At 75.3% G+C, this 23,799-nt stretch carries 20 protein-coding genes; 12 read left to right on the forward strand and 8 right to left on the reverse strand.

What is annotated here, in order from left to right; translation table 11 throughout:
• Nucleotides 1-297: 297 nt before the first annotated feature.
• Nucleotides 298-1,014: a hypothetical protein gene (locus BXA05_RS08025; RefSeq protein WP_076404546.1), complete on the forward strand. Its 717-nt coding sequence runs from the start codon at nucleotides 298-300 to the stop codon at nucleotides 1,012-1,014.
• 114 nt (nucleotides 1,015-1,128) lie between these two features.
• On the forward strand, nucleotides 1,129-1,572 hold the full coding sequence (locus BXA05_RS08030) for an OsmC family peroxiredoxin (RefSeq protein WP_076404547.1): 444 nt from the start codon (nucleotides 1,129-1,131) through the stop codon (nucleotides 1,570-1,572).
• 97 nt (nucleotides 1,573-1,669) lie between these two features.
• On the opposite strand, the gene BXA05_RS08035 is transcribed toward BXA05_RS08030, so the two are convergent.
• Both BXA05_RS08035 and BXA05_RS08040 read right to left on the reverse strand, forming a co-directional pair.
• Nucleotides 1,670-2,713 carry an NAD-dependent epimerase/dehydratase family protein gene (locus BXA05_RS08035; RefSeq protein ID WP_076404548.1) on the reverse strand — a complete coding sequence of 348 codons (1,044 nt, stop codon included), beginning with the start codon at nucleotides 2,711-2,713 and terminating at the stop codon, nucleotides 1,670-1,672.
• A 41-nt stretch (nucleotides 2,714-2,754) separates the two neighbouring features.
• Nucleotides 2,755-3,465, reverse strand: coding sequence for a TetR/AcrR family transcriptional regulator (locus BXA05_RS08040; RefSeq protein ID WP_076404549.1), 711 nt, complete (start codon nucleotides 3,463-3,465; stop codon nucleotides 2,755-2,757).
• Between the two features lie 113 nt (nucleotides 3,466-3,578).
• Here BXA05_RS08040 and BXA05_RS20280 point away from each other — a divergent pair, with 113 nt between their 5' ends.
• Together BXA05_RS20280 and BXA05_RS08050 are read left to right on the forward strand one after the other, a co-directional pair.
• Complete coding sequence (locus tag BXA05_RS20280; RefSeq protein ID WP_076404550.1) at nucleotides 3,579-4,466, forward strand: hypothetical protein; 888 nt, start codon at nucleotides 3,579-3,581, stop codon at nucleotides 4,464-4,466.
• Nucleotides 4,463-6,565: a YhgE/Pip domain-containing protein gene (locus BXA05_RS08050; protein ID WP_076404551.1), complete on the forward strand. Its 2,103-nt coding sequence runs from the start codon at nucleotides 4,463-4,465 to the stop codon at nucleotides 6,563-6,565. The genes BXA05_RS20280 and BXA05_RS08050 overlap by 4 nt, the downstream gene beginning before the upstream one ends.
• 269 nt (nucleotides 6,566-6,834) lie before the next feature.
• Here the strand turns inward: BXA05_RS08050 and BXA05_RS20040 are convergent, their stop codons facing one another.
• Nucleotides 6,835-6,996, reverse strand: a complete 162-nt coding sequence (locus BXA05_RS20040) for a hypothetical protein (protein WP_170963152.1) — start codon at nucleotides 6,994-6,996, stop codon at nucleotides 6,835-6,837.
• 371 nt (nucleotides 6,997-7,367) lie between these two features.
• On the opposite strand from BXA05_RS20040, the gene BXA05_RS08055 reads away from it, so the two are divergent.
• Entirely contained in the window at nucleotides 7,368-10,286 is a 2,919-nt protein-coding gene (locus BXA05_RS08055; RefSeq protein WP_076404673.1) for an FAD-binding and (Fe-S)-binding domain-containing protein, read from the forward strand.
• A 195-nt stretch (nucleotides 10,287-10,481) separates the two neighbouring features.
• Nucleotides 10,482-12,281 carry an oleate hydratase gene (locus tag BXA05_RS08060; protein ID WP_076404674.1) on the forward strand — a complete coding sequence of 600 codons (1,800 nt, stop codon included), beginning with the start codon at nucleotides 10,482-10,484 and terminating at the stop codon, nucleotides 12,279-12,281.
• Here the strand turns inward: BXA05_RS08060 and pdxR are convergent.
• Entirely contained in the window at nucleotides 12,256-13,902 is a 1,647-nt protein-coding gene (gene pdxR / locus BXA05_RS08065; protein WP_076404552.1) for a MocR-like pyridoxine biosynthesis transcription factor PdxR, read from the reverse strand. The two genes, BXA05_RS08060 and pdxR, sit on opposite strands and share 26 nt — an antisense overlap.
• 109 nt (nucleotides 13,903-14,011) lie before the next feature.
• On the opposite strand from pdxR, the gene BXA05_RS08070 reads away from it, so the two are divergent.
• The 3 genes from BXA05_RS08070 to BXA05_RS08080 are packed head-to-tail and all read left to right on the forward strand — an operon-like array spanning nucleotide 14,012 to nucleotide 16,285.
• On the forward strand, nucleotides 14,012-14,995 hold the full coding sequence (locus tag BXA05_RS08070; protein WP_076404553.1) for an aldo/keto reductase: 984 nt from the start codon (nucleotides 14,012-14,014) through the stop codon (nucleotides 14,993-14,995).
• 59 nt (nucleotides 14,996-15,054) lie between these two features.
• A complete protein-coding gene (locus BXA05_RS08075) occupies nucleotides 15,055-15,618 on the forward strand; it encodes a GNAT family N-acetyltransferase (protein WP_076404554.1) in 564 nt (187 codons plus the stop codon).
• A 40-nt stretch (nucleotides 15,619-15,658) separates the two neighbouring features.
• Nucleotides 15,659-16,285: a nitroreductase family protein gene (locus BXA05_RS08080; protein WP_076404555.1), complete on the forward strand. Its 627-nt coding sequence runs from the start codon at nucleotides 15,659-15,661 to the stop codon at nucleotides 16,283-16,285.
• Nucleotides 16,286-16,294: 9 nt separating this feature from the next.
• On the opposite strand, the gene BXA05_RS08085 is transcribed toward BXA05_RS08080, so the two are convergent.
• Nucleotides 16,295-17,113 (reverse strand): glycosyltransferase family protein, encoded by an 819-nt coding sequence (locus tag BXA05_RS08085; protein ID WP_076404675.1) that lies wholly within the window; start codon nucleotides 17,111-17,113, stop codon nucleotides 16,295-16,297.
• Between the two features lie 55 nt (nucleotides 17,114-17,168).
• On the reverse strand, nucleotides 17,169-18,122 hold the full coding sequence (cofD, locus tag BXA05_RS08090) for a 2-phospho-L-lactate transferase (RefSeq protein WP_076404556.1): 954 nt from the start codon (nucleotides 18,120-18,122) through the stop codon (nucleotides 17,169-17,171).
• A gap of 85 nt (nucleotides 18,123-18,207) precedes the next feature.
• Here cofD and BXA05_RS08095 point away from each other — a divergent pair, with 85 nt between their 5' ends.
• Nucleotides 18,208-18,528 (forward strand): MTH1187 family thiamine-binding protein, encoded by a 321-nt coding sequence (locus BXA05_RS08095; RefSeq protein ID WP_021483491.1) that lies wholly within the window; start codon nucleotides 18,208-18,210, stop codon nucleotides 18,526-18,528.
• 148 nt (nucleotides 18,529-18,676) lie between these two features.
• Nucleotides 18,677-20,131 (forward strand): restriction system modified-DNA reader domain-containing protein, encoded by a 1,455-nt coding sequence (locus BXA05_RS08100; protein ID WP_051877000.1) that lies wholly within the window; start codon nucleotides 18,677-18,679, stop codon nucleotides 20,129-20,131.
• Between the two features lie 151 nt (nucleotides 20,132-20,282).
• Here the strand turns inward: BXA05_RS08100 and BXA05_RS08105 are convergent, their stop codons facing one another.
• Complete coding sequence (locus BXA05_RS08105) at nucleotides 20,283-21,134, reverse strand: ABC transporter permease (RefSeq protein WP_083711676.1); 852 nt, start codon at nucleotides 21,132-21,134, stop codon at nucleotides 20,283-20,285.
• Nucleotides 21,131-22,240 carry an ATP-binding cassette domain-containing protein gene (locus BXA05_RS08110; protein WP_076404558.1) on the reverse strand — a complete coding sequence of 370 codons (1,110 nt, stop codon included), beginning with the start codon at nucleotides 22,238-22,240 and terminating at the stop codon, nucleotides 21,131-21,133. The genes BXA05_RS08105 and BXA05_RS08110 overlap by 4 nt, the downstream gene beginning before the upstream one ends.
• Nucleotides 22,241-22,333: 93 nt before the next feature.
• On the opposite strand from BXA05_RS08110, the gene BXA05_RS08115 reads away from it, so the two are divergent.
• Nucleotides 22,334-23,356, forward strand: a complete 1,023-nt coding sequence (locus BXA05_RS08115) for a helix-turn-helix transcriptional regulator (RefSeq protein WP_076404559.1) — start codon at nucleotides 22,334-22,336, stop codon at nucleotides 23,354-23,356.
• Nucleotides 23,357-23,799 lie beyond the last annotated feature (443 nt).

Below are 23,799 nucleotides of genomic sequence, written 5' to 3' on the forward strand. Positions count from 1 at the left end.
GGGTAGAGAACGGTGCTTCATCGACACTCATCTCCCCGGCAGTGCCGGTTCGGCGAAGGGTTCGTGGATGGGTCCTTCCCAGCGGTCTCGCCCGGGTGGGACCGAGGCCACCCGAGCACGGTAACCAACGACCGCCCGACCTGCCCAGCGGCAGGGGACCTCCGCCGGGCCCCGGGGGTCCGTCCGCCCTAGGATGCGGGCGGGGTCACGGGACGTGGCCGTCCTGTGGGAGTCCCCTTCCCGCGTCAGGTCCACGGGGTGCGAACCCGGGGGCGTGGCCCACGCAGAAGGAGAACCATGACCAGCACTCCGCTCCGCGCCCTGTCCGCCGGCCTCGTCGCCGGTCTCGTGCTGGTGGGCGCCGTCGCCGGCCCGGCGCTGGCCTCGCCGTCGGGCGTCCGGGCCGCCCCGGGGGATGACCTCGCGGCAGTCCCGCTCGCCGACCAGCCCGTCGCGACCGGCGAGAGCTGCGCCGTCGAGGCCCGGCCTCTCCTCCCCGGCGAGGACCCTGCCTCGCTGCCCGCCGCACCCGAGGTGTGCTTCGGCTCGCTGGAGGAGGCGCTCGAGTTCGTCTCCGGGGACGAGGTGGCGCCGTCGCGCCTCGCGCGCGCCACGCGGGCCGACGTCGACGGCCTCGTCGGCGAGCTCAACGCGACGACGACGGCGGGCCCGCGGGCCGCGGCGGAGCGGGCGACGACGGCCGCGGCCGGGTCGATCGTGCTCGGCGTGCTGTGGCGGGACCCGAGCTACAAGGGGGCGTCGAAGGTGCTCTACGGGTCGGGCACCAACGGGTGCCACACCGGCTCGACGTACGGGTTCCCGAACCTCGCGAACCTCCTCATGAACAACGTCGTCTCCTCGGCGTCGACGTACGCCGGGTGCTGGGTGACGCTCTACGACTCGTACTCCTACGGAGGGACGAAGAAGAACTGCACGCCGCACTGCGCGAGCCTCGGCTCGTTCGACGACCGCGCGTCGTCGGTCGTCTACCGCCCGGCGGGCACGCTCGGCTGAGTGCGCCGCGTGACGCAGACCTCACGCACCCCGTCCCGGCGGGGCGCGGCGCGGCGGGTTACCGTCGGGGCACCGGGTCCTGCCCGGGACCCACGACGTCGAAGGAGATCTCGCATGCCCACCCGTATCGCACGCACCGCCTGGAACGGCGGCCTCCAGGACGGCCAGGGCCAGGTCGAGCTCACGAGCTCGAAGGTCGGGACGTACGACGTGTCCTTCCCGCGTCGCGCCGCCGACGACGCGGGCGGGGTCACGAGCCCCGAGGAGCTCATCGCCGCCGCGCACTCGTCCTGCTACGCGATGCAGTTCTCCGCGCTGCTCGGCGAGGCCGGCGCGACGCCCGTCTCGCTCGAGGTCACGGCGGAGGTCACCCTCGCGCCGGACCCGGCGGGCGGCTTCCGGATCCCGGAGATCGCGCTGACCGTCCGCGGCGAGGTCGAGGGCATCGACGCCGCCGGCTTCCAGCAGGCGGCGGAGGCGGCCAAGGCCACGTGCCCCGTCTCGAAGGCGCTCGCGGGCGTGCCGACGATCACGCTGGACGCCACGCTCGAGAGCTGACCCCGGCACCGACGACGGACCCCGGACCGCGCACCGCCGGACGGTGCGCGACCCGGGGTCCGTCGTGTCAGGGGCGTGGTGCCGCGAGCGGGTCCGGTCAGCGGGGGAGGAGCGGGGGCGAGGACGTCCCCGCGCCCGCCCGGATGCCGTCGACGAGCTCGGCGAGCGTGTCCTTCGCGCCGTGCACGGGGCGCCAGCGCAGCAGCTCCGTCGCGAGCTCGGTGTCGAGCACGGGCACGCGCATCGCCATGTCGAGCCAGCCCTCGCCGACGGGCGCGAGGCGCGCGCGCCACGCGACGGCGACGGCGGTCCGCGCGGTCGCGTAGGGCACGGTGCGCAGCGAGCCGTCCGCGACGACGTCGGCCACGTCCTGCGCCGTGAGCACCGTGGGGTGAGCGACGTTGAACGGCCCGGGGTGCCGGCCCACGACGATCCGCGCGTACGCGTCCGCGAGGTCGTCGGCGTGCACGACCTGGAGCCGTAGGCCGTCGGGCAGCGGGACCGCCGGGAGCGGGTCGCGACGCAGCACGCGCGTGCCGAGCGGGCCGAGGAAGTACCGCGCGATCTCGGAGCCCGCGTCACGCTGGAACACGAGCGCCGAGCGGACGCGCGAGACGACGATCCCCGTCTCCCGGTCGAGGTCGTCGAGCAGCGTCTCGACGGCCGCCTTGTCCTCCGAGTACGACGAGCCCGGGACGCCCTCGACGGGCCAGCCCTCGTTCACCGGGGTGTCGCGCGCGTCGCCCGCGTACGGGGCGGGGGAGTAGGCGCCGACGGACGACGCCACGACGACGTGCGCGACGCCCGCCCGCTGCGCCGCCTCGACGACGCGGCGCGTGCCCTCGACGTTGACGCGCCGCAGCCGCTTGCGGTCGTGGCTCGGCTGGATCGCCCACGCGAGGTGCACGACGACGTCCGCCCCGGCGAACGCGGCGTCGAGCCGCTGGTCGGCGTCGGAGGCCGCGACGTCCGCGTACCGCCAGGTCGCGACGTCGTGCGGGAAGCGCACGGTGCTCGACCCGTCGGCGCGCGGCACGCGCCGAGCGACCGCCACGACGGACGTCACGACCGGCTCCTCCGCGAGCCGGCGCAGGACGGCCGTGCCGACGTTCCCGCTCGCTCCGACGACCACCACGCGCATGCGTTGCCTCCCGACCTCGTCCGCTGCCCGTCGCCCCGACGCTAGCCCGCCGCGGGCGAGTTCGCCCGGGCGATGGCCAGGACGGCGCCGCGCGCGGGCTCGGGGAGCTCGGGCACGAGCACGACGGCGCTCGAGAGCACGAGGCTCTCGATGTCCGCGCGGCTCAGGTCCCCGCCGCCGAGCCACGCGGCCGTGACGTTCTCCACGAGCGCGACCCAGCCCGCTGCGAGCAGCCGGAGGCGGGGCGTCGTGGGCAGCGCGTCCGTGGTGGTGGCGCTCACGGTCGAGGTCAGGCGTGCGACGAGGCTGTCGCGGACGCGCGCGAGCGCCTCCTGGGTGGCGTCGTCCTCGGCGAGCACCCCGCGCCACAGGTCCTGCCAGACGAGCCGGCGCGCCTCGACGGCGTCGAGGTAGGAGGCGACGGCGAGCGCCGGGCGCTCGACGAGGGGACGATCGTCCGGTGCGACCGTCGCCGCCTCGAGCTCCGCCACGGCCTCCAGCGCGACGGCCCGGCGCAGCCCGGCCGTGGACGCGAAGTAGTGGAAGACGAGCGCCTTCGACGCCCCCGAGCGGGCCGCGACGGCCGCCGGGGTCAGAGCGTCGAGGCCGTGCTCGTCGGCGTGGCGCGCGGCCGCGTCGAGCAGCTCGCGCCGTCGGTCGGCGGGCTCGCGCCGTCGGCGGGCGCCGCCCGGCCGGGCGCGCACGGAGCCGTCGGCGCCGGAGGGGCCGGCGGGGGTGGGCGTGCGAGGCATGACACCGTTCTACGCTGTTGTTGACCACGAGTCAACAAGAGGCGTAGCGTTGTTGACCGTGAGTCAACGGCGCCCCGGGGCAGGCCCGGGACGCCACGGAGGGGAAGAACCGGATGCAGATCACGCTGACGGACGTGCGCGTCGACGGGCGGCGCGAGCCCATGCTCGAGCCGATGGACCTCGCCTGGTCCACGGGCGAGTGCGTGCTCGTCGCCGGGGAGCCCGGGCACGGGCACACCGCGCTCGCCCTCGTCGCCACCGGCCGCTTCGACCCGTCCGCGGGGGAGGTCCGCCTCACCCCGGCGAGCACGCCGTCGCACCGCTCCGGCCGCCCCGCGCGCGGCGCCGCCGCGACCCTGCGCGACGTGACCGCCGTCGTCGACGTGCCCGGCATCAGCGAGCCCGACGACGCGCTCACCGTGGCCGACGTCGTCGCCGAGGGCCTCGCGCTCGCCGGCCGCCGCTCGCTGCCCACCGACGTGACCCGCTGGCTCGCGGACCACTCCCTCACCACCGACCGTGCGCGGCGCCTCGACCAGGTGCCGGGGGTCGTGCGCACCGCGCTGCTCGCGGCGCTCGCGGCCGAGGACCCGGACGTCCGGTTCCTCGTGCTCACGCTCCCCGACCGGCACGGGGGAGAGCCGTCCGGCTGGTGGGAGGTCGCGCAGAGCCTCGCGGGCGCCGGGTACGGCGTGCTCGTGCAGTGCACGCGCGCCTCGGCCCGCGACCTCGGCGTGGACCTCCCGCCCGCGCGCGGTGCGTCGATCCACCAGCCGCCGGCCGTCGTGCTGCGCACGCGCCCCGAGCCGCCGCGCGACCCGGACCCTGCGCCGGACCCGGACCTCGCGCCGGACCCAGACCCTGCGCCGGACCCCGACCCCGCGCCGGGGCCGGACCCCGCGCCCGGGCCGGACCCGGCTCCCGAGCAGCCCGTCCCCGCCGCCGCGCCCACCACGATCGACGAGCCCGCCGCCCCGCACGACCCCGAGGAGGACCGATGACCGCGATCCGCCTCGGGCTGTCCGAGCTGCGCCGCCTCGCCGCGGGCACGCTGCCCCGCCTCGCGATCCTCGCGATGGCGCTCATCCCCACGCTCTACGCGGGCCTCTACCTGTTCGCGAACCACGACCCGTACGACAAGCTCGACGAGATCCCCGCCGCGCTCGTCGTGCTCGACGAGGGCACGACGACCACCGACGCCCAGACGGGCGCGACGACGCGGCGCGACTTCGGGCGCGACGTCGCCGACCAGCTGCTCGACGACGGCGGCTTCGGCTGGGTCGAGACGAGCCAGGTCGACGCCGAGTACGGCGTGCGGTCCGGGCGGTACGACGCCGCGCTCGTCATCGGCCCGACCTTCTCGGCGGACCTCGCGTCCGCTGGCGAGTTCGAGCCGCAGCAGGCGAGCCTCACGCTCATCACCAACGACGCGAACAACTACCTCGCGCGGACGATCGCGGACCAGATCGTCGGCAAGGTGCGCGACTCGATCGCCGAGCAGGTGGGCACGGAGGCGGCCGACACGTTCCTGCGCGGCTTCGCGTCCATCCACACCAACCTCGCCGACGCCGTGGACGGCGCGGACCAGCTCCTCGACGGGTCGACGCAGCTCCGCGACGGCCTCGTCACCGCGGACGACGGCGCGCACACCCTCGCCGACGGCGCGGGCCAGGCCGCCGACGGCGCCGAGCGTCTCGACGCGAGCACCGGGACGCTCGCGGACGCCGTCGGGCAGCTCGACGACGGCGCGGAGGCGCTCGCGTCCGGGCTCGGCACGCTCCGGGGCGCGACGTCGTCCCTGCCCGCCCAGACCCAGCAGCTCGCCGACGGCGCCGCGCAGGTCGCGGACGGGAACGCGCAGGTGGCGCAGTACGGGCAGCAGGCCGCTGCCGCCGCGGGCGAGGTGCTCCCGACGCTCGACACAATCCGCAGCGACGTCGACGCGCGGCTCGACCAGCTCGTCGCCGACGGCGTCATCGACCGGGCGACCGCGGACCAGGTGCGGGCGCAGGTCGGGCCCGTGCTCGACCAGCAGCGCGAGCAGGTGCAGGGCGCCGTCGACCAGGTGACCGCCGCGTCCGGGAAGCTCGACCAGCTCGCGGACGGGTCGCGCCAGGTGTCCGACGGCGCGGCCCGGCTCGCGGGCGCGACGCCGCAGCTGACCTCCGGCATCGCGAGCGCCGCCGACGGCGCGGACCGCCTCGCCGACGGCACCGGACAGCTCGCCGCCGCGACCCCGCAGCTCGTGGACGGCGTCTCGCAGCTCGCCGACGGCACGCGCCAGGTGTCCGACGGCGCGACCTCGCTCGCGGACGGCACGTCGCAGCTGCGCGACGGCTCGGGCGAGCTCGTCGACGGCGTCACGCAGCTCCGCGACGGGCTCGCCGAGGGTCTCGGGCAGGTGCCGGACCTCGACGAGCAGACCCGCCAGGACACCGCCGAGACCATCGGCAACCCCGTGTCCGTGAAGAGCGACGCGCTGTCGTCCGCGGGCACGTACGGCGGCGGCCTCGCGCCGTTCTTCCTGTCGCTCGCGACGTGGATCGGCGCCTACGTGCTCTTCCTGCTCGTGCGCCCGCTGTCGTCGCGGGCCCTCGCCGCCGGGAGGTCGGGCCTGGCCACCGCCCTGGGCGGGTGGCTCACCCCGGCCGCGATCGGCGTCGTGCAGGTCGCCGCGATGTTCACCGTGACGAAGTTCGCGCTCGACATCGACCCGGTCCACGGGGTCGGGACCGCGCTGTTCCTCGTGCTGGTGTCGGCGACGTTCGTCGCGATCCTCCAGGCGCTCAACGTCTGGCTCGGTGCCGCGGGCCAGTTCCTCGGGCTCGTGCTCATGCTCGTCCAGCTCGTCACCGCGGGCGGCACGTTCCCGTGGCAGACGATCCCCGAGCCGCTGCGCTCCATGCACCGGTTCCTGCCCATGACGTACGCGGTCGAGGGTCTGCGCCAGCTCCTCTACGGCGGCAACATGGCGACGGTCACGCGCGACGTCACGGTGCTCGTCGTCGTGCTGGTCGCGGCCCTCGCCCTGACGACGCTCGCCGCCCGCAAGCAGCGCGTCTGGACCATCAAGAAGCTCCAGCCGGAGCTCGTCCTCTGACTCACGGGATAGAGCCCAGGTCTGCCGAGATAGAGCCCTGGTCTACCGAGATAGAGCCCTGGTCTGCCGAGGTAGAGCCCTGGTCTGCCGAGGTAGAGCCCTGGTCTGCCGAGGTAGAGCCGTGGTTCTCGTGCCCGACGGCGTGTGGTTGCGTCGGGTGGTCGGGGTGGGTGGTGGTGCCGCGTCTACCATCCGCGCCGCTCGTTCCTCGCGTCGCTCCCCCCTTCTCGGTCGGGATCGTCCTGCGTTCGCAAGCTCACTCCGGACGATCACTCGTTCCAGGGCCGCCACGACGCGGCACCACCACCCACCCCGCCCGGCGTCGTCTCGCCGTGGTCTTCGCTCACCTGGGCGAACCACCCGCGGCGTCGTTCGCTCACGTCGGGCAGCGGCGACCCGCCCGCCGTGGGCGACCGGCCGCCGTCGGGCATCAGGTGCCCATGCCGGCCGCAACCTCGGCCGTGATCGGTGACCCCGCGCCGTCTGGCATGACCAGGCCTCTACGTCGGCGGACCACCCTTCTACCTCGACGGACCACGCCTCTACCTCGGCAGACCAGGGCTCTACCTCGGCAGATCGGGGGTCAGGGGGCGGACGGCGCGGAGGGTCCGGGGGCAGGGGGTGCGACAATCGCGACGTGTCCGCTGAGATCGACGCCACCACGACCCCCGCCTCGCAGCACGGGAACGGCTCGCGGCGGTCCGGCTCCCGCGCGACGACGTCGCCGGAGGCTGAGCGCGCCGCTGCCGTCCGCGAGGCGGAACGGGCGGCCGACGCCGCGCGCACGGCGCTCGCGGACGCGCTGCGGACGGTCGTGCGCGGCACGGTCGACACCGCGACGCGTCGCCGCGCGGAGTACTCGACCGACGCGTCGAACTACCGCGTCGTGCCCGAGGCCGTGGTCTACCCGCAGGACGCGGACGACGTCGTCGCCGCGCTGGACGTGCTGCGCGAGCTCGAGGTGCCGGTCACGGCGCGCGGGGCGGGGACGTCGGTCGCGGGGAACTCGATCGGGCCGGGCGTGGTCCTGGACTTCACGCGGCACGTGAACCGCGTGCTCGACGTCGACCCGGAGGCGCGCACGGCACGCATCGAGCCGGGCGTCGTCATGTCGACGCTCCAGCAGGAGGCGGCGCCGCACGGGCTGCGGTTCGGCCCGGACCCCTCGACGCAGAACCGCGCGACGCTCGGCGGCATGATCGGCAACAACGCGTGCGGGCCGCACGCCGTCGCGTACGGGCGCACGGTCGACAACGTCCTCGCGCTCGACGTCGTCGACGGCCGCGGGCGCCGCTTCACGGCCGGCAAGGGCGACCCGACGTTCGCGGCGGTCCCCGGACTGGCGGAGCTCGTCCGCGAGAACCTCGCGCTCATCCGCACGGAGTTCGGGCGGTTCGGGCGCCAGGTGTCGGGCTACTCGCTCGAGCACCTGCTGCCGGAGAACGGGTCGGACCTCGCGAAGGCGCTCGTCGGCACCGAGGGCACGCTCGTGACGATCCTCGAGGCCACGGTGCGCCTGGTGCCCGTGCCGTCCAAGCCGACGCTCGTCGTGCTGGGCTACCCGGACATGCCGTCCGCGGCCGACGACGTCCCGACCTTCCTCGGTCTCAACCCGCTCGCGGTCGAGGGCCTCGACGCGCGGCTCGTCGACGTCGTGCGCCGCGCCAAGGGCGACGCGTCCGTGCCGCCGCTGCCCCCCGGCGCCGGCTGGCTCATGGTCGAGGTCGGCGGCGCGACCCCCGAGGAGGCGATGGCGAACGCCGAGGCGATCGTCGCGGCGTCGGGCAGCGAGGCCACGATGATCCTGCCCGCGGGCCCCGAGGCGACCAAGATGTGGCAGATCCGGGCCGACGGCGCGGGGCTCGCCGGGCGCACGCCCGCGGGCGAGCAGGCGTGGCCGGGCTGGGAGGACTCCGCCGTCCCGCCGGAGAGGCTGGGCGACTACCTGCGCGACCTCGACGCGCTCATGGCGCGCTACGGCGTCGACGGCCTGCCGTACGGGCACTTCGGCGACGGGTGCGTGCACCTGCGCATCGACATCCCGCTCGAGGCGTCGGGCTCGGTGCTGCGCACGTTCATGCTGGAGGCGGCCGAGCTCGTCGCCAAGTACGGCGGCTCGCTCTCGGGCGAGCACGGCGACGGCCGCGCGCGCTCGGAGCTGCTGCCGGTCATGTACAGCCCCGAGGCGATCGCGCTCATGGAGCGGTTCAAGGCGCTGTTCGACCCGCAGGACGTGATGAACCCGGGCGTCGTGGTGCGCCCGAGCGCCGTCGACGAGGACCTGCGCCGCCCGCACGCGCACCCGCTGCTGTCGAAGGTCGGCGCGCCGGGGACACCCGGGACGAGCACGGCCGCGCCCGCGAAGGTCACGAAGATCTCGCGCCGCGCCGGCTACCAGGGCTTCTCGTTCGCGCACGACCACGGCGACATGACCCAGGCCGTGCACCGGTGCGTCGGCGTCGGCAAGTGCCGCGCCGACACCAGCGCCGCGGGCGGCTTCATGTGCCCGTCGTACCAGGCGACGAAGGACGAGAAGGACGTCACGCGCGCCCGCGCCCGCGTGCTCCAGGAGGCGGTGAACGGCACGCTCGTCGGCGGTCTCGCGGCGCCCGAGGTGCGCGAGTCGCTCGACCTGTGCCTGTCCTGCAAGGCGTGCTCGAGCGACTGCCCCGCGGGCGTCGACATGGCGCAGTACAAGTCCGAGGTGCTGTACCGGACGTACCGCGGCAGGCTGCGCCCCGTCGACCACTACTCGCTCGGCTGGCTCCCGGTCTGGGCGCGCCTCGCGACGGGCATGCCCCGCCTGGCCAACAAGCTGCTCGGGTTCCGGCCGCTCGCGAAGGCGGTCCTGTGGGCGGGCGGCATGGACACGCGCCGCTCCATGACGGAGTTCGCCGAGGTGCCGTTCCGCACGTGGTGGAAGCGCGGCGGCGCGACCCAGGGCGTGCCCGGCCTGCGCATCGGGCAGCAGCCCGGCCGCCCCGTGCGCGACGAGCGCCCGAAGGTCGTCCTGTGGACCGACTCGTTCAGCGACAACATGTCGCCGGGCGTGCCGCAGGCCGCCGTGAAGGTGCTCACCGCGGCCGGGTACGACGTCGTCGTGCCCGACGAGCAGGCGTGCTGCGGCCTCACGTGGATCAGCACGGGCCAGCTCGACGGCGCGCGCAAGCGCCTGGAGAACCTGCTGTCCGTGCTCGGCCCGTACGCCGTGAACGGCATCCCGATCATGGGGCTCGAGCCGTCGTGCACGGCCGTGCTGCGCTCCGACCTCGTGGACCTGTTCCCCGACGACCCGCGCGCCCAGGCGGTCTCCGCCGCGACGCGCACGCTCGCCGAGCTCCTCACGTCGGTCGACACCGCGCCCGGGCGCGAGTCCGGGTGGCGCGTGCCCGACCTCTCGGACGTGACGGCCGTCGTGCAGCCGCACTGCCACCAGCACTCGGTGATGGGCTTCGCCGCCGACGAGCGGCTGCTGCGCGACGCGGGCGCGACCATCAAGGTCCTCGCCGGCTGCTGCGGCCTCGCGGGCAACTTCGGCATGCAGAAGGGCCACTACGAGACGTCGGTCGCCGTCGCGGAGAACGCGCTGCTGCCCGCGCTGCGCGACGCCGCCCCCGGCGACGTGTACCTCGCGGACGGCTTCTCGTGCCGCACGCAGGCCGACGACCTCGCCGGCGTGCAGGGCAAGGCCCTCGTCGAGCTGCTCGCCGAGCGGCTCTGAGCCCGTCGGGCGGCCGACCGCCCGACGGCGCACGCCGCCCGACGGCGCACGGCCGCCCCGGCCCCGCACGGGCGCACGTCCCCTGGGGTGCGTCCGGGCACCGAGGTGCGGTCCGTCGACCCCGGCGTGAGCATGGCAGGGGAGCACCACCGCGGGCGGTGCTCCGTCCACGTCGTCGGCGGTGAGGGGCAGGCCATGTACTACTCCAGCGGCAACTACGAGGCGTTCGCGCGGCCGCGCAGGCCGGAGCGGACGGACCGGCTCGGGTCCGTCCACCTGGTGGGGGCGGGCCTCGCGTCGCTCTCCGCGGCGGGCTTCCTCGTCCGCGACGGCCAGGTGCCGGGGGAGAAGATCACCGTCTACGAGCGGCTCCGGCTCCCCGGCGGCGCGCTCGACGGCATCAAGGAGCCGCGGCGCGGGTTCGTGATCCGTGGCGGGCGCGAGCTCGAGGACCACATGGAGTGCCTGTGGGACCTGTTCCGCTCCGTCCCGTCGATCGAGACGGAGGGCGTCTCGGTCCTCGACGAGTTCTACTGGCTCAACAAGGACGACCCGAACTTCTCGCTCCAGCGCGTCACCGAGGACCGCGGGAAGGACGCGCACTTCGACAACCTCTTCCGCCTCGACGAGAAGGCGCAGAAGGAGATCACGAAGATCTTCCTCGCGCGCCGCGAGGACATGGAGGGGAAGTCGATCGAGGACGTCATGTCGCGGCACTTCCTCGACAGCCAGTTCTGGCTCTACTGGCGCACGATGTTCGCGTTCCAGGAATGGCACAGCGCGCTCGAGTTCAAGCTCTACCTGCACCGGTTCATCCACCACGTCGGCGGCCTGCCCGACCTCTCGGCGCTCAAGTTCACCAAGTACAACCAGTACGAGTCGATGGTGCTGCCGCTCACGCGCTGGCTCATGGACCAGGGTGTGACGTTCCGGTTCCACGTCGAGGTCACCGACGTCGACTTCGACCTCGCCCCGGACCGCAAGGTCGCCACGCGGCTGCACCTGCTGGACCACGCGGCGGCCCACGAGTCCGGCGGGGCCGCCGTCGAGCGGACGATCGACCTCGGCGAGGACGACCTCGTCATCGCGACCATCGGCTCGCTCACCGAGAACTCCGACAACGGCGACCAGCACACGCCCGCGCGCCTCGACACGGGGCCCGCGCCCGCGTGGGACCTGTGGCGGCGCGTCGCGGCCAAGGACCCCTCGTTCGGCCGGCCCGACGTCTTCAGCACCGACATCCCGCTCACCAAGTGGCAGTCCGCGACCGTCACGACGCTCGACCGGCGCATCCCCGAGCACATCGAGCGCATCTGTCGGCGTGACCCGTTCAGCGGGAAGGTCGTCACGGGCGGCATCGTCACCGCGCGCGACTCGGCGTGGCTGATGAGCTGGACCGTCAACCGGCAGCCGCACTTCAAGGCGCAGTCGCCCGACGAGATCGTCGTGTGGGTCTACGGCCTGTTCGTGGACACCCCCGGCGACTACGTGAAGAAGTCGCTCCAGGAGTGCACGGGCGAGGAGATCACGCAGGAGTGGCTCTACCACCTCGGCGTGCCGGAGGCCGACATCCCGACCCTCGCCGCCGAGGCCGCGAGCTGCGTGCCCGTGATGATGCCGTACGTCACGGCGTTCTTCATGCCCCGGCACGCGGGCGACCGGCCCCAGGTCGTGCCCGACGGCGCACGCAACTTCGCGTTCATCGGCCAGTTCGCCGAGACGACGCGGGACACGATCTTCACCACCGAGTACTCCGTGCGCACCGGCATGGAGGCGGCCTACCAGTTGCTCGACCTGGAGCGCGGCGTGCCCGAGGTCTTCAACAGCACGTACGACGTCCGCAAGCTGCTCGCCGCGGTGAGCGCCCTGCGCGACGGCGAGGAGCTCGACATCCCCGGGCCGCGGATCCTGCGCGACCGGCTCCAGAAGAAGGTGGACGCCACCGAGATCGGCGAGCTGCTCGCCGAGTTCAGCCTCCTGTCCCACGACGAGTAGCGGCACGCACCGCGTCGGCGAGCCGGGCGACCGCCTCGTCGACGCGGGCGTCGGCGAGGTTGCCGTACCCGAGCACGAGGGTCGTCGACCGCTCGGCGGGGCGCACCTGGTAGCGGCGCAGGTCGACGACGGTCACCTCGCGCCGCGCGGCCTCGCGCACGACGTGCGCGGCGTCGGGCGCGGGGTCGTCGGGCGAGCCCGGCAGGGACAGCAGCGCGTGCATCCCCGCCGCGATGCCGCGCACCGCGGCGCCGGGCAGCTCGCGGGCGAGGGCGTCGAGCACGGCGTCGCGACGGCGGCGGTAGCGCCCGCGCGCGGCGCGCAGGTGCCGGTCGTAGCCGCCGGACGCGACGAGCCGCGCGAACGCGAGCTGGTCGACGGTGGACGGGGCCGCCGTCGGGCCGTGCGGGGCGGCCGCGCGCGCGACGGACTCGCGCCAGCGGGCGGGCACGACCATCCACCCGACGCCGAACGCGGGGCTCATCGTCTTGCTCACCGAGCCGAGCAGCACGACCCGGTCGGGGTCGAGCTGCTGGAGCGCGGCGACGGGCCGGCGGTCGTAGCGGAACTCGGCGTCGTAGTCGTCCTCGACGACGACGCCGTCGACGTCCCGCGCCCAGGCGAGGACGGCCTCGCGCCGCTCGGGTGCGAGCGCGGAGCCGGTGGGGAACTGGTGCGCGGGCGTGAGGAGCGCGGCCCGCGCGCCCGTCCGCCGGGACGCGTCGACGAGCGCGCCGACGTCCGCGCCCCCGGCGTCCACGGGGACCGGGACGGGGGTGAGACCGGCGCGCGCCGCGATGTCGCGCAGCACCGACCAGCTCGGGTCCTCGACGAGCAGGTGCGTGTGGCCCGCCTCGACGAGCGCGGCGGCGACGCGCGCCATGCCGTCCGTCGCGCCGCGCGTCAGCACGACGGCGTCGTCCGGCCCGGTGACGACGCGCGCCCGGCGCAGGTGGCCGGCGACGACGGCGCGCGCGTACGGGTGCCCGGCGGGGGCGGGCTGCCCGAGGTCGTCGTTCGACGCCGTCCCGCCGGACGTGCCGAGCGCCTCGCGTGCCGCGCGGAGCCAGGCGTCGCGCGGGACGTGCCGGAGATCGGGGACGCCCGGCGCGAGGTCGAACCGGGCGCGCGCGGCGTGGGTCCTGCCGGTGTCGGTCCGCCCGGCGTCCACGACGGCGCGCGCGGGTCTACCGTCCGGCGCTCGTTCCTCGCGGCTCCCGCCAGGCCCGCCACGACCCGCGCACACCGTCGTTCCCACCAGGCTCGGGGGCCGCTCGCCCAGCGCGCTCGTTCCCCTCGGGCTCGTCGAGCGGGCGCCGGCTGCGGCGGAGACGCGGGTCGCGGAGCCGGTGCGCGCCTCGAGGAAGCCCTCGGCGACGAGCTGGCCGTACGCCTCCGTGACGACCCACCGCGACACCCCGAGCGACTCGGCGAGCTGTCGGCTCGGCGGCAGCGCCGCGCCGACGGGGACGCGGCCGGCGTGCACGGCGTCGCGGACCGCGCGCTCGAGCCGCTCGACGCGCGACCCCGGCCCCGCGCCCAGGTCGAGCAGGGCCTCCCAGGCGAGCGCCGCCGTCGGCCCGGGGCGGTCGGACGGCAGATTGGTCTGGTCGACGGCCATGGCATCGGACCGTACACCCGTGCCGATGCCTCCCTAGCGTGGAGCACGTCACCGAGACCACGGTCCGCCACGGACCGCTCGGACCACCGGCAGACCCAGGGAGACCACCATGCGGTACCGCACCATCGGCGACGGACGCACCTCCTTCGAGGTGTCGACCCTGTGCCTCGGCACGATGAACATGGGCACGCGCGTCGACGAGGACACGTCGTTCGCGATCCTCGACCGCTACCGCGAGGCGGGCGGCACGTTCGTCGACACCGCGAACAACTACAGCTTCTGGGCCGGCGGCCACGGCCGCGACAGCGAGGACCTGCTCGGCCGCTGGCTCGCGAGCCGCGGCGCGCGCGACGAGGTCCGGATCGCGACGAAGCTCGGCGCGGCCAAGAAGGACCCGGCCCTGCCGCTGCGGAACGTCGAGCCGACGAACTTCCAGGGGCTCGGCGCCGACGTCGTCGCGGACGAGGCGCACGAGAGCCTGCGCCACCTCGGCGTCGACCACCTGGACGTGCTGTACGGGCACGTCGACGACCACGGGACGCCGCTCGCCGAGACCGTGGGCGCGTTCGGCAAGCTCCAGGCGGAGGGCGTCGTCGGCATCACGGGCATCTCGAACGTCGCGCTGTGGCGCGTCGTCGAGGCGCGCGAGGAGGCGCTGCGCCAGGGCGTCGCGCCCTACGGGCTCGTCCAGCAGAACTACACCTACGCCTACCCGACGCCCGAGCCCGGGCGGCACAACTGGGCGTCGTACGAGCTGCTCGACTACGCGGCGTCCACAGGCGTCGAGGGCCGCCCGCCGCTGGCCGTCACCGCCTACTCGCCGATCCTCCAGGGCGCGTACGTGCGCCGGGACAAGCCGCTCTGGGACGGGTTCGACCACCCGACCACGCGCGAGCGGATCCGCCTCCTGCACGAGGTCGCGGGCGAGCTCGGCGCGACGCCGAACCAGGTCGCGCTCGCGTGGCTCCTCGGCGGCGAGCACCCGGTGGTCCCGGTCGTCGGGCCCAGCACGGTCGAGCAGCTCGACGACCTCCTCGGCGCGGTCGACCTGGAGCTCGACCCCGAGCTGCGCGCGCGCCTCGACGCGGCCTGAGCCGGCCGAGCGGCCCGGCCCGGCGCATCCACGCCGGGCCGGGCTGCCACGATGGGCCGATGCCCACCACGCTCGTCGAGCGCACCCGGCCGGACGACTGGCGCGACCTGCGGGACGTCCGCCTGCGGGCGCTCGCGGACGCGCCGTCCGCGTTCGGCTCGACCCTCGCGCGCGAGGTCGCTTTCCCCGACGACGTGTGGCGAGAGCGCGCGGCGCAGGGGCGCACGCTCCTGGCGCGGACGACGTTCGACGGCGGCCCGCCTGGCGACCGCGGCAAGTCCGACGACGGCGCCCCGCCCGGGAGCGGCCGGTCGCCCGGTCCCGTGGTCGGGGTCGCGGCCGTCGTTCCCTCGCCCGACGACCCGACCGTGGCCGAGCTCGTGTCCGTGTGGGTCGAGCCCGGCGCGCGGGGGAGCGGTGTGGCGGCGTCGCTCCTGGCGCGCGCCGACGACCTCGCGGCCGGGCTCGGCGCGCGCACGCTCGCGCTCTGGGTCACCGCGACCAACGCTCCCGCGCTCCGCCTCTACGAGCGCGCAGGCTTCGCGCCGACCGGCGAGACCCAGCCCCTCCCGAGCGACCCCCGCCTCCTCGAGCTGCGGATGACGCGGCGCGTCGCCGGATAGGGTGCGGGGACCTGATCCCGGACCGTGCCGAGGGGGCCGCGTGGAGTTCCAGGACGTCGTCCGACGCCGGCGCATGGTGCGCCGGTTCACCGACGAGCCGGTCGACCCGGACGCCGTCGACCGCCTCGTGCGCAACGCCGTCCGCGCGCCGAGCGCGGGGTTCGCGCAGGGGTGGTCGTTCCTCGTGCTCACCGAGCCCGACGACGTCGCGCGCTTCTGGTCCGCGACCTCGCCCGAGCAGCCCGAGCGGAGCATGAGCGCGTGGCTCGCCGGGATGCGCACCGCGCCCGTGCTCGTCGTGGTCCTCACGTCGAAGGACGTCTACCTCGATCGGTACGCCGAGGACGACAAGGGCTGGGCGGACCGCGACGAGAACCGCTGGGCCGTGCCGTACTGGCACGTCGACGCCGGGATGGCGGCGCTGCTCATGCTCCAGACCGCCGTCGACGAAGGGCTCGGCGCGTGCTTCTTCGGCGTCGCGCCGGGCGAGGTCGGGCGCCTGCGCGCGGCGTTCGGCATCCCCGACGCGTACGCGCCGACGGGGGCCGTCGCCGTCGGGCACCCCGCCGACCGGGCGGCCACGGGCTCGCCGCGCCGTCGCGCGCGCAAGCCGCTCGACGACGTCGTGCACCGCAGCCGCTGGGGAGGCCGGTCGTCACCGCGGTGACGACCGCCGTCAGGCGTCGTGGTCGCGCAGCGCCGGGACGTGCAGCCCGACGGCGGCCCGCACGGGCGGGGGCAGCTCGCCCCAGTCGTCCAGCGTGTCCAGGTCGACGGCGGTCCCGGGCCGCTGCACGACGACGGCCCGCAGCCCGAGCCGCTCGGCCTCCGCGACGTGCGCCGCGCGGCTGCCCGGCCCGAACCGGAACCGGAACCCCCCTCCGCCGGGACCGCCGTCGGGCCGAGCGCGAGGTTCCTGGCGTCCTGCGCCGGTTCCCGAGACCGCGGTCGTGCTCGACGGCGCGGAAGCCGGGGGTCCGAGGACGAGCAGGTTCGTGCCCGCGCCGACCCGGTCCGTCGCGACGACGACGGGGGCGTCCTCGGCGAGCAGCGCCGCCACGTCCGCGGTCGTGAGCGCCGGGAGGTCGGCGTGCGCGACGAGGAGCCGCACCGGGCCCGGGGCCGCCGCGTCCTGCGCCGCGGCCTCCTCCGCGATCTCCCGGCCCAGCTCGACCGCCGCGTCCAGACCGGGCCGGTCCGCGGGCTGGAGCACGATGCGCAGCCGGTCGGCGTCGGCGGTCAGCAGGGGCAGGTCGTCGGACGCGGCGTGCGCCGCGTCGGCGGACTCGTCGACCACGACGTCCCGCAGCGCCCGCCACGTGAACCGCGGGTCGGACGTCACGACGACCACGCGCTCGACGCCGTCGCTCGCGAGCAGCGTCCCCACGACGTGCCGCGCGAGCACGCCGATCAGCCTGCTGCGCGACGCGGGGTCGAGCACGTGCGCGAGCCGCGACTTCCCCGACGACCCGTCGCGCAGCGGCACGACCGCCACGACGCGCCTCGGGCCCGGGGCGCCCGGGCGAGGGCCGCCGTCGGGCCGCACGAGGTCACCCACGTACGACCGCCGCCGACCGCAGCAGCGTGCGCGCCAGGCGCTCGCGGCCCTCGGCGCCGCCCATGACCGTGTCCGTCACGACGACGTCCATCCCGAGCGCGCGGACGGCGTCCGCGAGGTGCGCGTCGTGGTCGTCGATGACCATGACGTCGACCAGGCCCACGTAGAGGCGCGCGACGCCGAGCGCGGAGACCTCGTGCCCGAGCGTCGTGAGGATCTGCGCCGCCGGGCCCTTGAGCGCGCGACCGCCCACGATCGGGCTCACCGCGACGCGTCGCGCCGACGTCCCGGCGAGCGCCTCCCGCACGCCCGCGACGCCCAGCACCGGCTCCACCGACAGGAACGGGTTCGACGGCGCGACCACGACGACGTCGGCGCCGGTCACCGCGTCGAGCACCCCGGGCGCCGGGCGCGCGGCGTCGATGCCGTCGTAGACGAGACCGAGCACGTCGTCCGCGTGCCGGCGGCCCACGAAGTACTCCTGGAACCCCAGGCGCCCGGCGGGCGTGTCGACGAGCGTCGCGACGCGGTCGTCGGTCACGGGCAGCACGCGCCCCCGGACGCCGAGCGCGGCCGTGAGCTGCGCCGTGACGTCGGACAGCGGCGCGCCCGCGCGCAGCCGGGCCGTCCGCACGACGTGCGTCGCGAGGTCGCGGTCGCCGAGCGTGAACCACGTGTCCTCGCCGAGCCGGCCCATCGCCTCCAGGGCCGCGTACGTCTCCCCGACGACGCCCCAGCCGCGCTCCTCGTCCGCGAGACCGGCGAGCGTGTACGTCACGGTGTCGAGGTCGGGCGAGATCCACAGCCCGTGCAGCTCGACGTCGTCCGCCACGTTGACGACGACCGTGAGGTCCGTCCCCGCGAGGTCCAGACCGTGCGCGAGGCGGGCCCCGCCGACCCCGCCCGCGAGCACGGTGACGCGGTCGGTGCGGTGTTCTGCTGTCACGACGACGAGCCTACGTCGGAGCACGGTCCCCTCGGGGAGTCCCGGTGCCCCGGCCCGTGGCGCGGCGCCGTGCCACGATGGACCCATGGCCGTCTTCGCCTTCTCCGTCGCCCCGCTCGGTGCCGGCGAGTCCGTCGCGGACTCCGTCGCCGAGGCCGTCCGCATCGTCCGCGAGTCGGGCCTGCCGAACCGCACCACGTCGATGTTCACCGAGATCGAGGGTGACTGGGACGTCGTCATGCCCGTGATCCAGCGTGCGACCGAGGCCGTCGGCGCGGGCGGTCACCGCGTGTCGCTGGTTCTCAAGGCCGACATCCGCCCGGGTCGCACGGGCGAGCTCACGGGCAAGGTCGAGCGCGTCGAGGAGCGGCTCGCGGCCGAGTCGGAGGACACCGGCCACGCCTGACCGGCGGGTGACGCCCGGGCCGGAGGGCGGGGCCGGACGGCCCTTGCGCACCGGTTCGCCCGCTTCGAGGGACTTGACCCGCCCCCGTAGGCTATGGCGCATACGCCCCCGCCCAGGTCGCGTTTCCGCTGCTGCAGGAGAACCCCCGATGCCCCTCTTCGAGGTGGACGCCGAGCGTCCCGTACTGGTCCAGCCGCCCCAGCAGGCAGGAGCATTCGGGACGGACGCGCAGCGGGTGGTGGACGGCAACCTCGAGGGACTGCTGGGCGAGCAGATCTTCCCGGTCGCGCAGGGCACGTCCGACGACGAGCCGCACCTCCTCGCGCTCGACGCGGCGGGGCTCCCGGTCGTCATCGAGGTCACGGCCGAGCTCACCGAGGAGGCCCTGACCGCGGCGCTCAACCACGCGGGCCGCGCCGGTCGCCTCACGCGCGCCGAGCTCGCCGCGCGCTACACGGGCGGCGCGTCGCGCTTCCAGCAGGACGTCGCCGCGTTCTACGACAACGTGCCCCTCACGCGCTCGCAGGCAACCGCGCGCGCCACGGGCGCGCGCCTCATCGTCATCTGCTCGAGCGCCGCGCCCGGCATCCAGGACGCGCTCGACTTCCTGCGCCAGCCCGGCTCGCCGGTCGCGGTGCTGCGCCTCGGCGTGGTCCACGGGGCCGACGGCCGCCGCTTCGTCGACGTGTCCCCGCTCGCGATGACGCGCGACAACCCCGCGCCACCCGCGGCACCCGAGCCCCCGCGGGGCCGTGCCGTCGCCCCCGGTTCCGACTTCGCGGACGGCGTCGCCGTGGGCCGAGCCCTGACCGGCAAGTTTCCCGTGGTGACGCGTCAGGCCGCGAGGTCCCGGGCGGAGCGCCGCCGGGCCGCCGAGCTCGAGCCCCGCACCACCTACGGCGTCGCGCCGACGTCGGCCGACGAGACGGGCCAGCTCGCCCCCCTCGCCGCGACGGACGAGCCGCGCCGCGCCGAGCCGCCCGTGCTCGACTTCGTGCCCCTGGACGACCCGCTCACCGCGCGCACGGCGCCCGAGCCCGCGCCGACGGCCTGGGCCGACCGCCGCCCGGTCGAGGGCGCCGACGAGGCGCCGGCCCCGCGCACCTCGATCCTCACGCGCGAGTCGATCCGTACCCGGGAGTCGATCCGGACGCGCGAGTCGTACCTCACGCACGAGTACGGCGACCAGCGCAGCCCGGCGCAGGAGCGCCCGTACGACCCGCTGTCGTACCACCCGCCCGTCGACCTCGGCACGGGGCCGGACCTCCCGTCGAGGAGCCGCGACGTCGCGCCGGTGCCGTCCCCGCCCGCGGCCGACCTGCCGCTCGGCCCCGAGGACGACCCGGACCTCGTCGCGCTCGCCCGCGCGTTCGGCGCCCCGCGCCAGCTCGTCTGGTCGCGGCCCCGGCGCGGGCAGCGCTTCGAGGCGGTGCTCCAGCCCGACGGCTTCATCGAGCTGTCCGACGGCGCCCGGTTCCGCCACCCGGACCTCGCCGCGGTCGCGGTCTCCGGCACCCACACCGCCGACGGCTGGAGCGTCTGGCGCCTGGGCACCGACGACGGCCCCACGCTCACCGACGCCTTCCGCGAGCACACCGCCTGAGCCCGCCGGCCGGGACCGCTCCTGGCGTGAGACGGGAGAAGTGGCCCCTGACGGACTCGCCGCAGGGGCCACTTCTCGCATCTCGCCCCGGCGACGACACAGTCCCCCGGGTGACCCGGGGCTGGAGGGCCGGGCCGAAGCGCTCCCGTGCTCAGTCGGTCGTCCGCACCATGGTCCGGATCCCGACGGCGAGCCCGACGGCGGCCGTCACGACGGCGGCGACCCACCCCCACGCGACGGCGGACGCCGTGAGGTCGCCCGCGAAGAGCGCCCGCTCGGCGTCGACCACGTAGCGCAGCGGGTTGACGTCGGACGCGACCTGCATCCAGCGGGGTCCGGTCTCGAGCGGCAGGAGCATGCCGGACAGGATCATGAGCGGGAAGACGAGCGTCTGCTGCACGACCCAGAACATCCAGTCCTGCTTGCGGACGGCGAGCGCGAGCGCGTAGCTGAGGGAGCCGATCCCCACGCCGAAGACGGCGAGCAGCACCAGCCCCACGACGGCGCCGGCGGGGTGCAGCTCGAAGCCGAACGGCAGCATGACGAGCACCACGACGACGGACTGCGCGACGATCGGGACCATCTCCTTGAGCGCGCGCCCGACGAGGAGCGACGCGCGCGACAGCGGCGCGACGAGCATCCGCTCGTGCGCCCCCGTCTGCAGCTCGACGAGGAGGTTCGCGCCCGTCGTGGACGTCCCGAACAGCGTCGTCATGACGAGGATCGACGGCACGAACCACTGCCAGACGTTGCCGCCCAGGACCTCCTGGCCGGTCGTCGTGCCGCCGAGCGACCCGACGAGGAGCGGTCCGAACAGCGCGAGGAAGACGATCGGCTGGACGAGCCCGAAGAGCACGGAGAACGGGTCGTGCAGCACGGGCCGCAGCTCGCGCACGAGCACGATGCCGGTGTCGCGGGCGAAGGCGGCGAGGCCGCGGCGCGGGGCGTGCGCGCGGCTCGGTGCCGTGCGCGGCATGGTCGGGGTCGTGGTGACGGTGCTCATGCTGCGGTCCTCTCGGTGGGGTGGGCGTCGGCGCCCGTGGTGGCGCCCGTCTCGCGCAGGCTGCGCCCGGTGAGGGCGAGGAAGACGTCGTCGAGCGTGGGCCGGCGCACCTGGGCGGTGTCGACGGCGATCCCTGCGGCGTCCGCCGCGCGCAGCAGCCGGGGCAGGTAGGCGTCGCCCCGCTCGGCGCGGATCTCGAGCGCGGGTGCGCTGCCGGGCCGGGCTTCCGGCCCGGTGTCGGGCTCGGCGTCAGGCCCGACGGCGTCCGCGCCCTCGGGCGTGCGGGCCACCTCGCGGAAGCCCTCGACGCGGCGGGCCAGCGCGGTGAGGTGGGCGGCGTCGTCGCGCGCGCGACCGCCCGACGGCGCGAGCGTCACGAGGACGCGGTCCCCGGCGAGCTCGGCCTTGAGGTTCGCGGCCGTGTCGTCGGCGATGACGCGCCCGTGGTCGACGACGACGACCCGCTCGGCCATGGTGTCGGCCTCGTCGAGGTAGTGCGTCGTGAGGACGATCGTCATGGGCTCGCCCGTCGTCGCGCGGGCGCCGTCGCGCATGCGCAGGACGTGCTCCCACAGGTTCGCGCGGTTGTGCGGGTCGAGACCCGTGGACGGCTCGTCGAGGAAGAGGAGCGACGGCGCGTGCACTAGGCCCATGGCGACGTCGAGCCGGCGGCGCTGCCCGCCGGAGAGGTCGGACACCTTGCGGGTGCCGTGCGCCGTGAGCTCGAGGGAGTCGAGCAGCTCGTCGGCGCGTCGCCGGGCGGTCCGGCGGTCCAGGCCATGGATGCGGCCCTGGCTCGCGAGCTCGTCGACGGCCCGCTGCGCGTGCCCGGCCCCGTTGCCCTGCCCGACGTACCCGATGCGGTGGCGGACGGCGTCCGGCTCGGCGACGACGTCGTGTCCCGCGACGGTGGCGGTGCCCGACGTCGGCCGGGTCAGCGTGGTGAGCATGCGCAGGGTGGTCGTCTTGCCGGCCCCGTTGGGGCCGAGGACGGCGACGAGCTCGCCCGGCGCGACGTCGAGGTCGATGCCCCGCACGGCGTGCACGGTGCGGCTCTCGTCCCGCCCGACGGCGAAGTCCTTGGTCAGTGCTCTGGTCCGGATCACGGTGCTCCTCCTGGGTGCGGTGCGTGCGTCGGGGACGACTCTGCTCCGGGTAGCGGACAGGTCCGGTCCTCTACCTCGTGCGACGCTGGAGTCATGCTCGAGACCTCAGGACGACTGCTGCGGCTGCTCTCGCTGCTCCAGGCGCGCCGCGACTGGCCGGGGGCCACGCTCGCGGAGCGCCTGGAGGTCAGCCCGCGCACCGTGCGGCGCGACGTGGACCGGCTGCGCACGCTGGGCTACCCGGTGCGCGCGACCAAGGGCCCCGACGGCGGGTACCGGCTCGACGCCGGGGCGGACGTGCCGCCCCTCCTGTTCGACGACGAGCAGGCCGTCGCCGTCGCGGTCGCCCTGCGCACGGGCACGCTGCCCGGCGTCGAGGACGCCGCGGCCCGGGCGCTCGCGACCATCCGACAGGTGATGCCCGCGCGGCTGCGCACGCGGATCGACGCCCTGGAGGTGACCGCCGTGCCGGGGCGCCGGGAGCAGGAGCTCCCCACCGTGCGTCCCGACGTGCTCGTCGCCGTCGGGACGGCGGCGAGCGAACGACGCGTGCTCCGGTTCGACTACGACGGCGGCACCGGTGAGGTGCTCCACGCGCCGGGTGCTCCGGAGGGCGCCGGGTTCCGCGCCCCGCGGCGCGCGGAGCCGCACCACCTCGCGACGTGGGGCGGGCGGTGGTACCTCGTCGCGTGGGACGTCGACCGGGAGGACTGGCGCACGTTCCGCGTCGACCGGATGGTCCCGCGCGAGGGCACGGGGGCACGGTTCGCGCCGCGCGCGCTGCCGGCGCCCGACGTCGCGGCGTTCGTCGTCGAGCGGTTCGCCACGACCAGCTACCCGGTGCGCGGGACGGTCGAGCTCCACGCGGACGCCGCGTCGGTGGCGCGGTGGGCGGGCGCGGACGCGGTCGTCGAGCCGGCGGGGGAGGGACGGTGCCGCCTGACGACCGGTTCCTGGTCCTGGGGCGGGCTCGCGGCCCGGTGCGCGATGTTCGACGTGCCGTTCGACGTCGTCGGGCCGCCCGAGCTGCGCGACGCCGTGCGCGTCCTGGGGGAGCGCGCGCGAGCGGCGGCGACGGGTGAGCCGGGTGAGCCGGGTCACGAGGGAGCGAGTTGACCTCCTGGCCCGCGACCCCGTAATGTTCTCGAGGTCGCCCGGCAGGGAGGAACAGACACCACGGCACAGCTCTTCGGAGCAGATGCGAAGTGGCTGGTCCCCCGGGCGAAACTCCCACCAGATTTCTCGGAGCACAGTGCTGCGCCGTGAGTACGGTGAGGGTGTCTGGATCAGGTACATTTCTGAACGGAAATCCGGTTTTCACCGGTCCGGGACGAACGGCCGGGTCTGGTAGGATTCAGAACGAAGGAAGCGCCCCGCGCAAGGGCCTCGGGAACGAGGTCGGAGGCGGTGTGTGTCGGTTGTTTGAGAACTCAACAGTGTGCTTGTTAGTCAATGCCAATTTTCTGTCCCTGTGGCATGGCTGGCCTGGTTGCCCGTCCGGGTGGTTGGGTTGGTTGTGTCTGGGATTCCTTTGGTTGATTTCGGAAGATGATGTCATC

It is taken from the genome of Cellulosimicrobium funkei, assembly GCF_900155925.1.
GTDB lineage: Bacteria > Actinomycetota > Actinomycetes > Actinomycetales > Cellulomonadaceae > Cellulosimicrobium > Cellulosimicrobium funkei.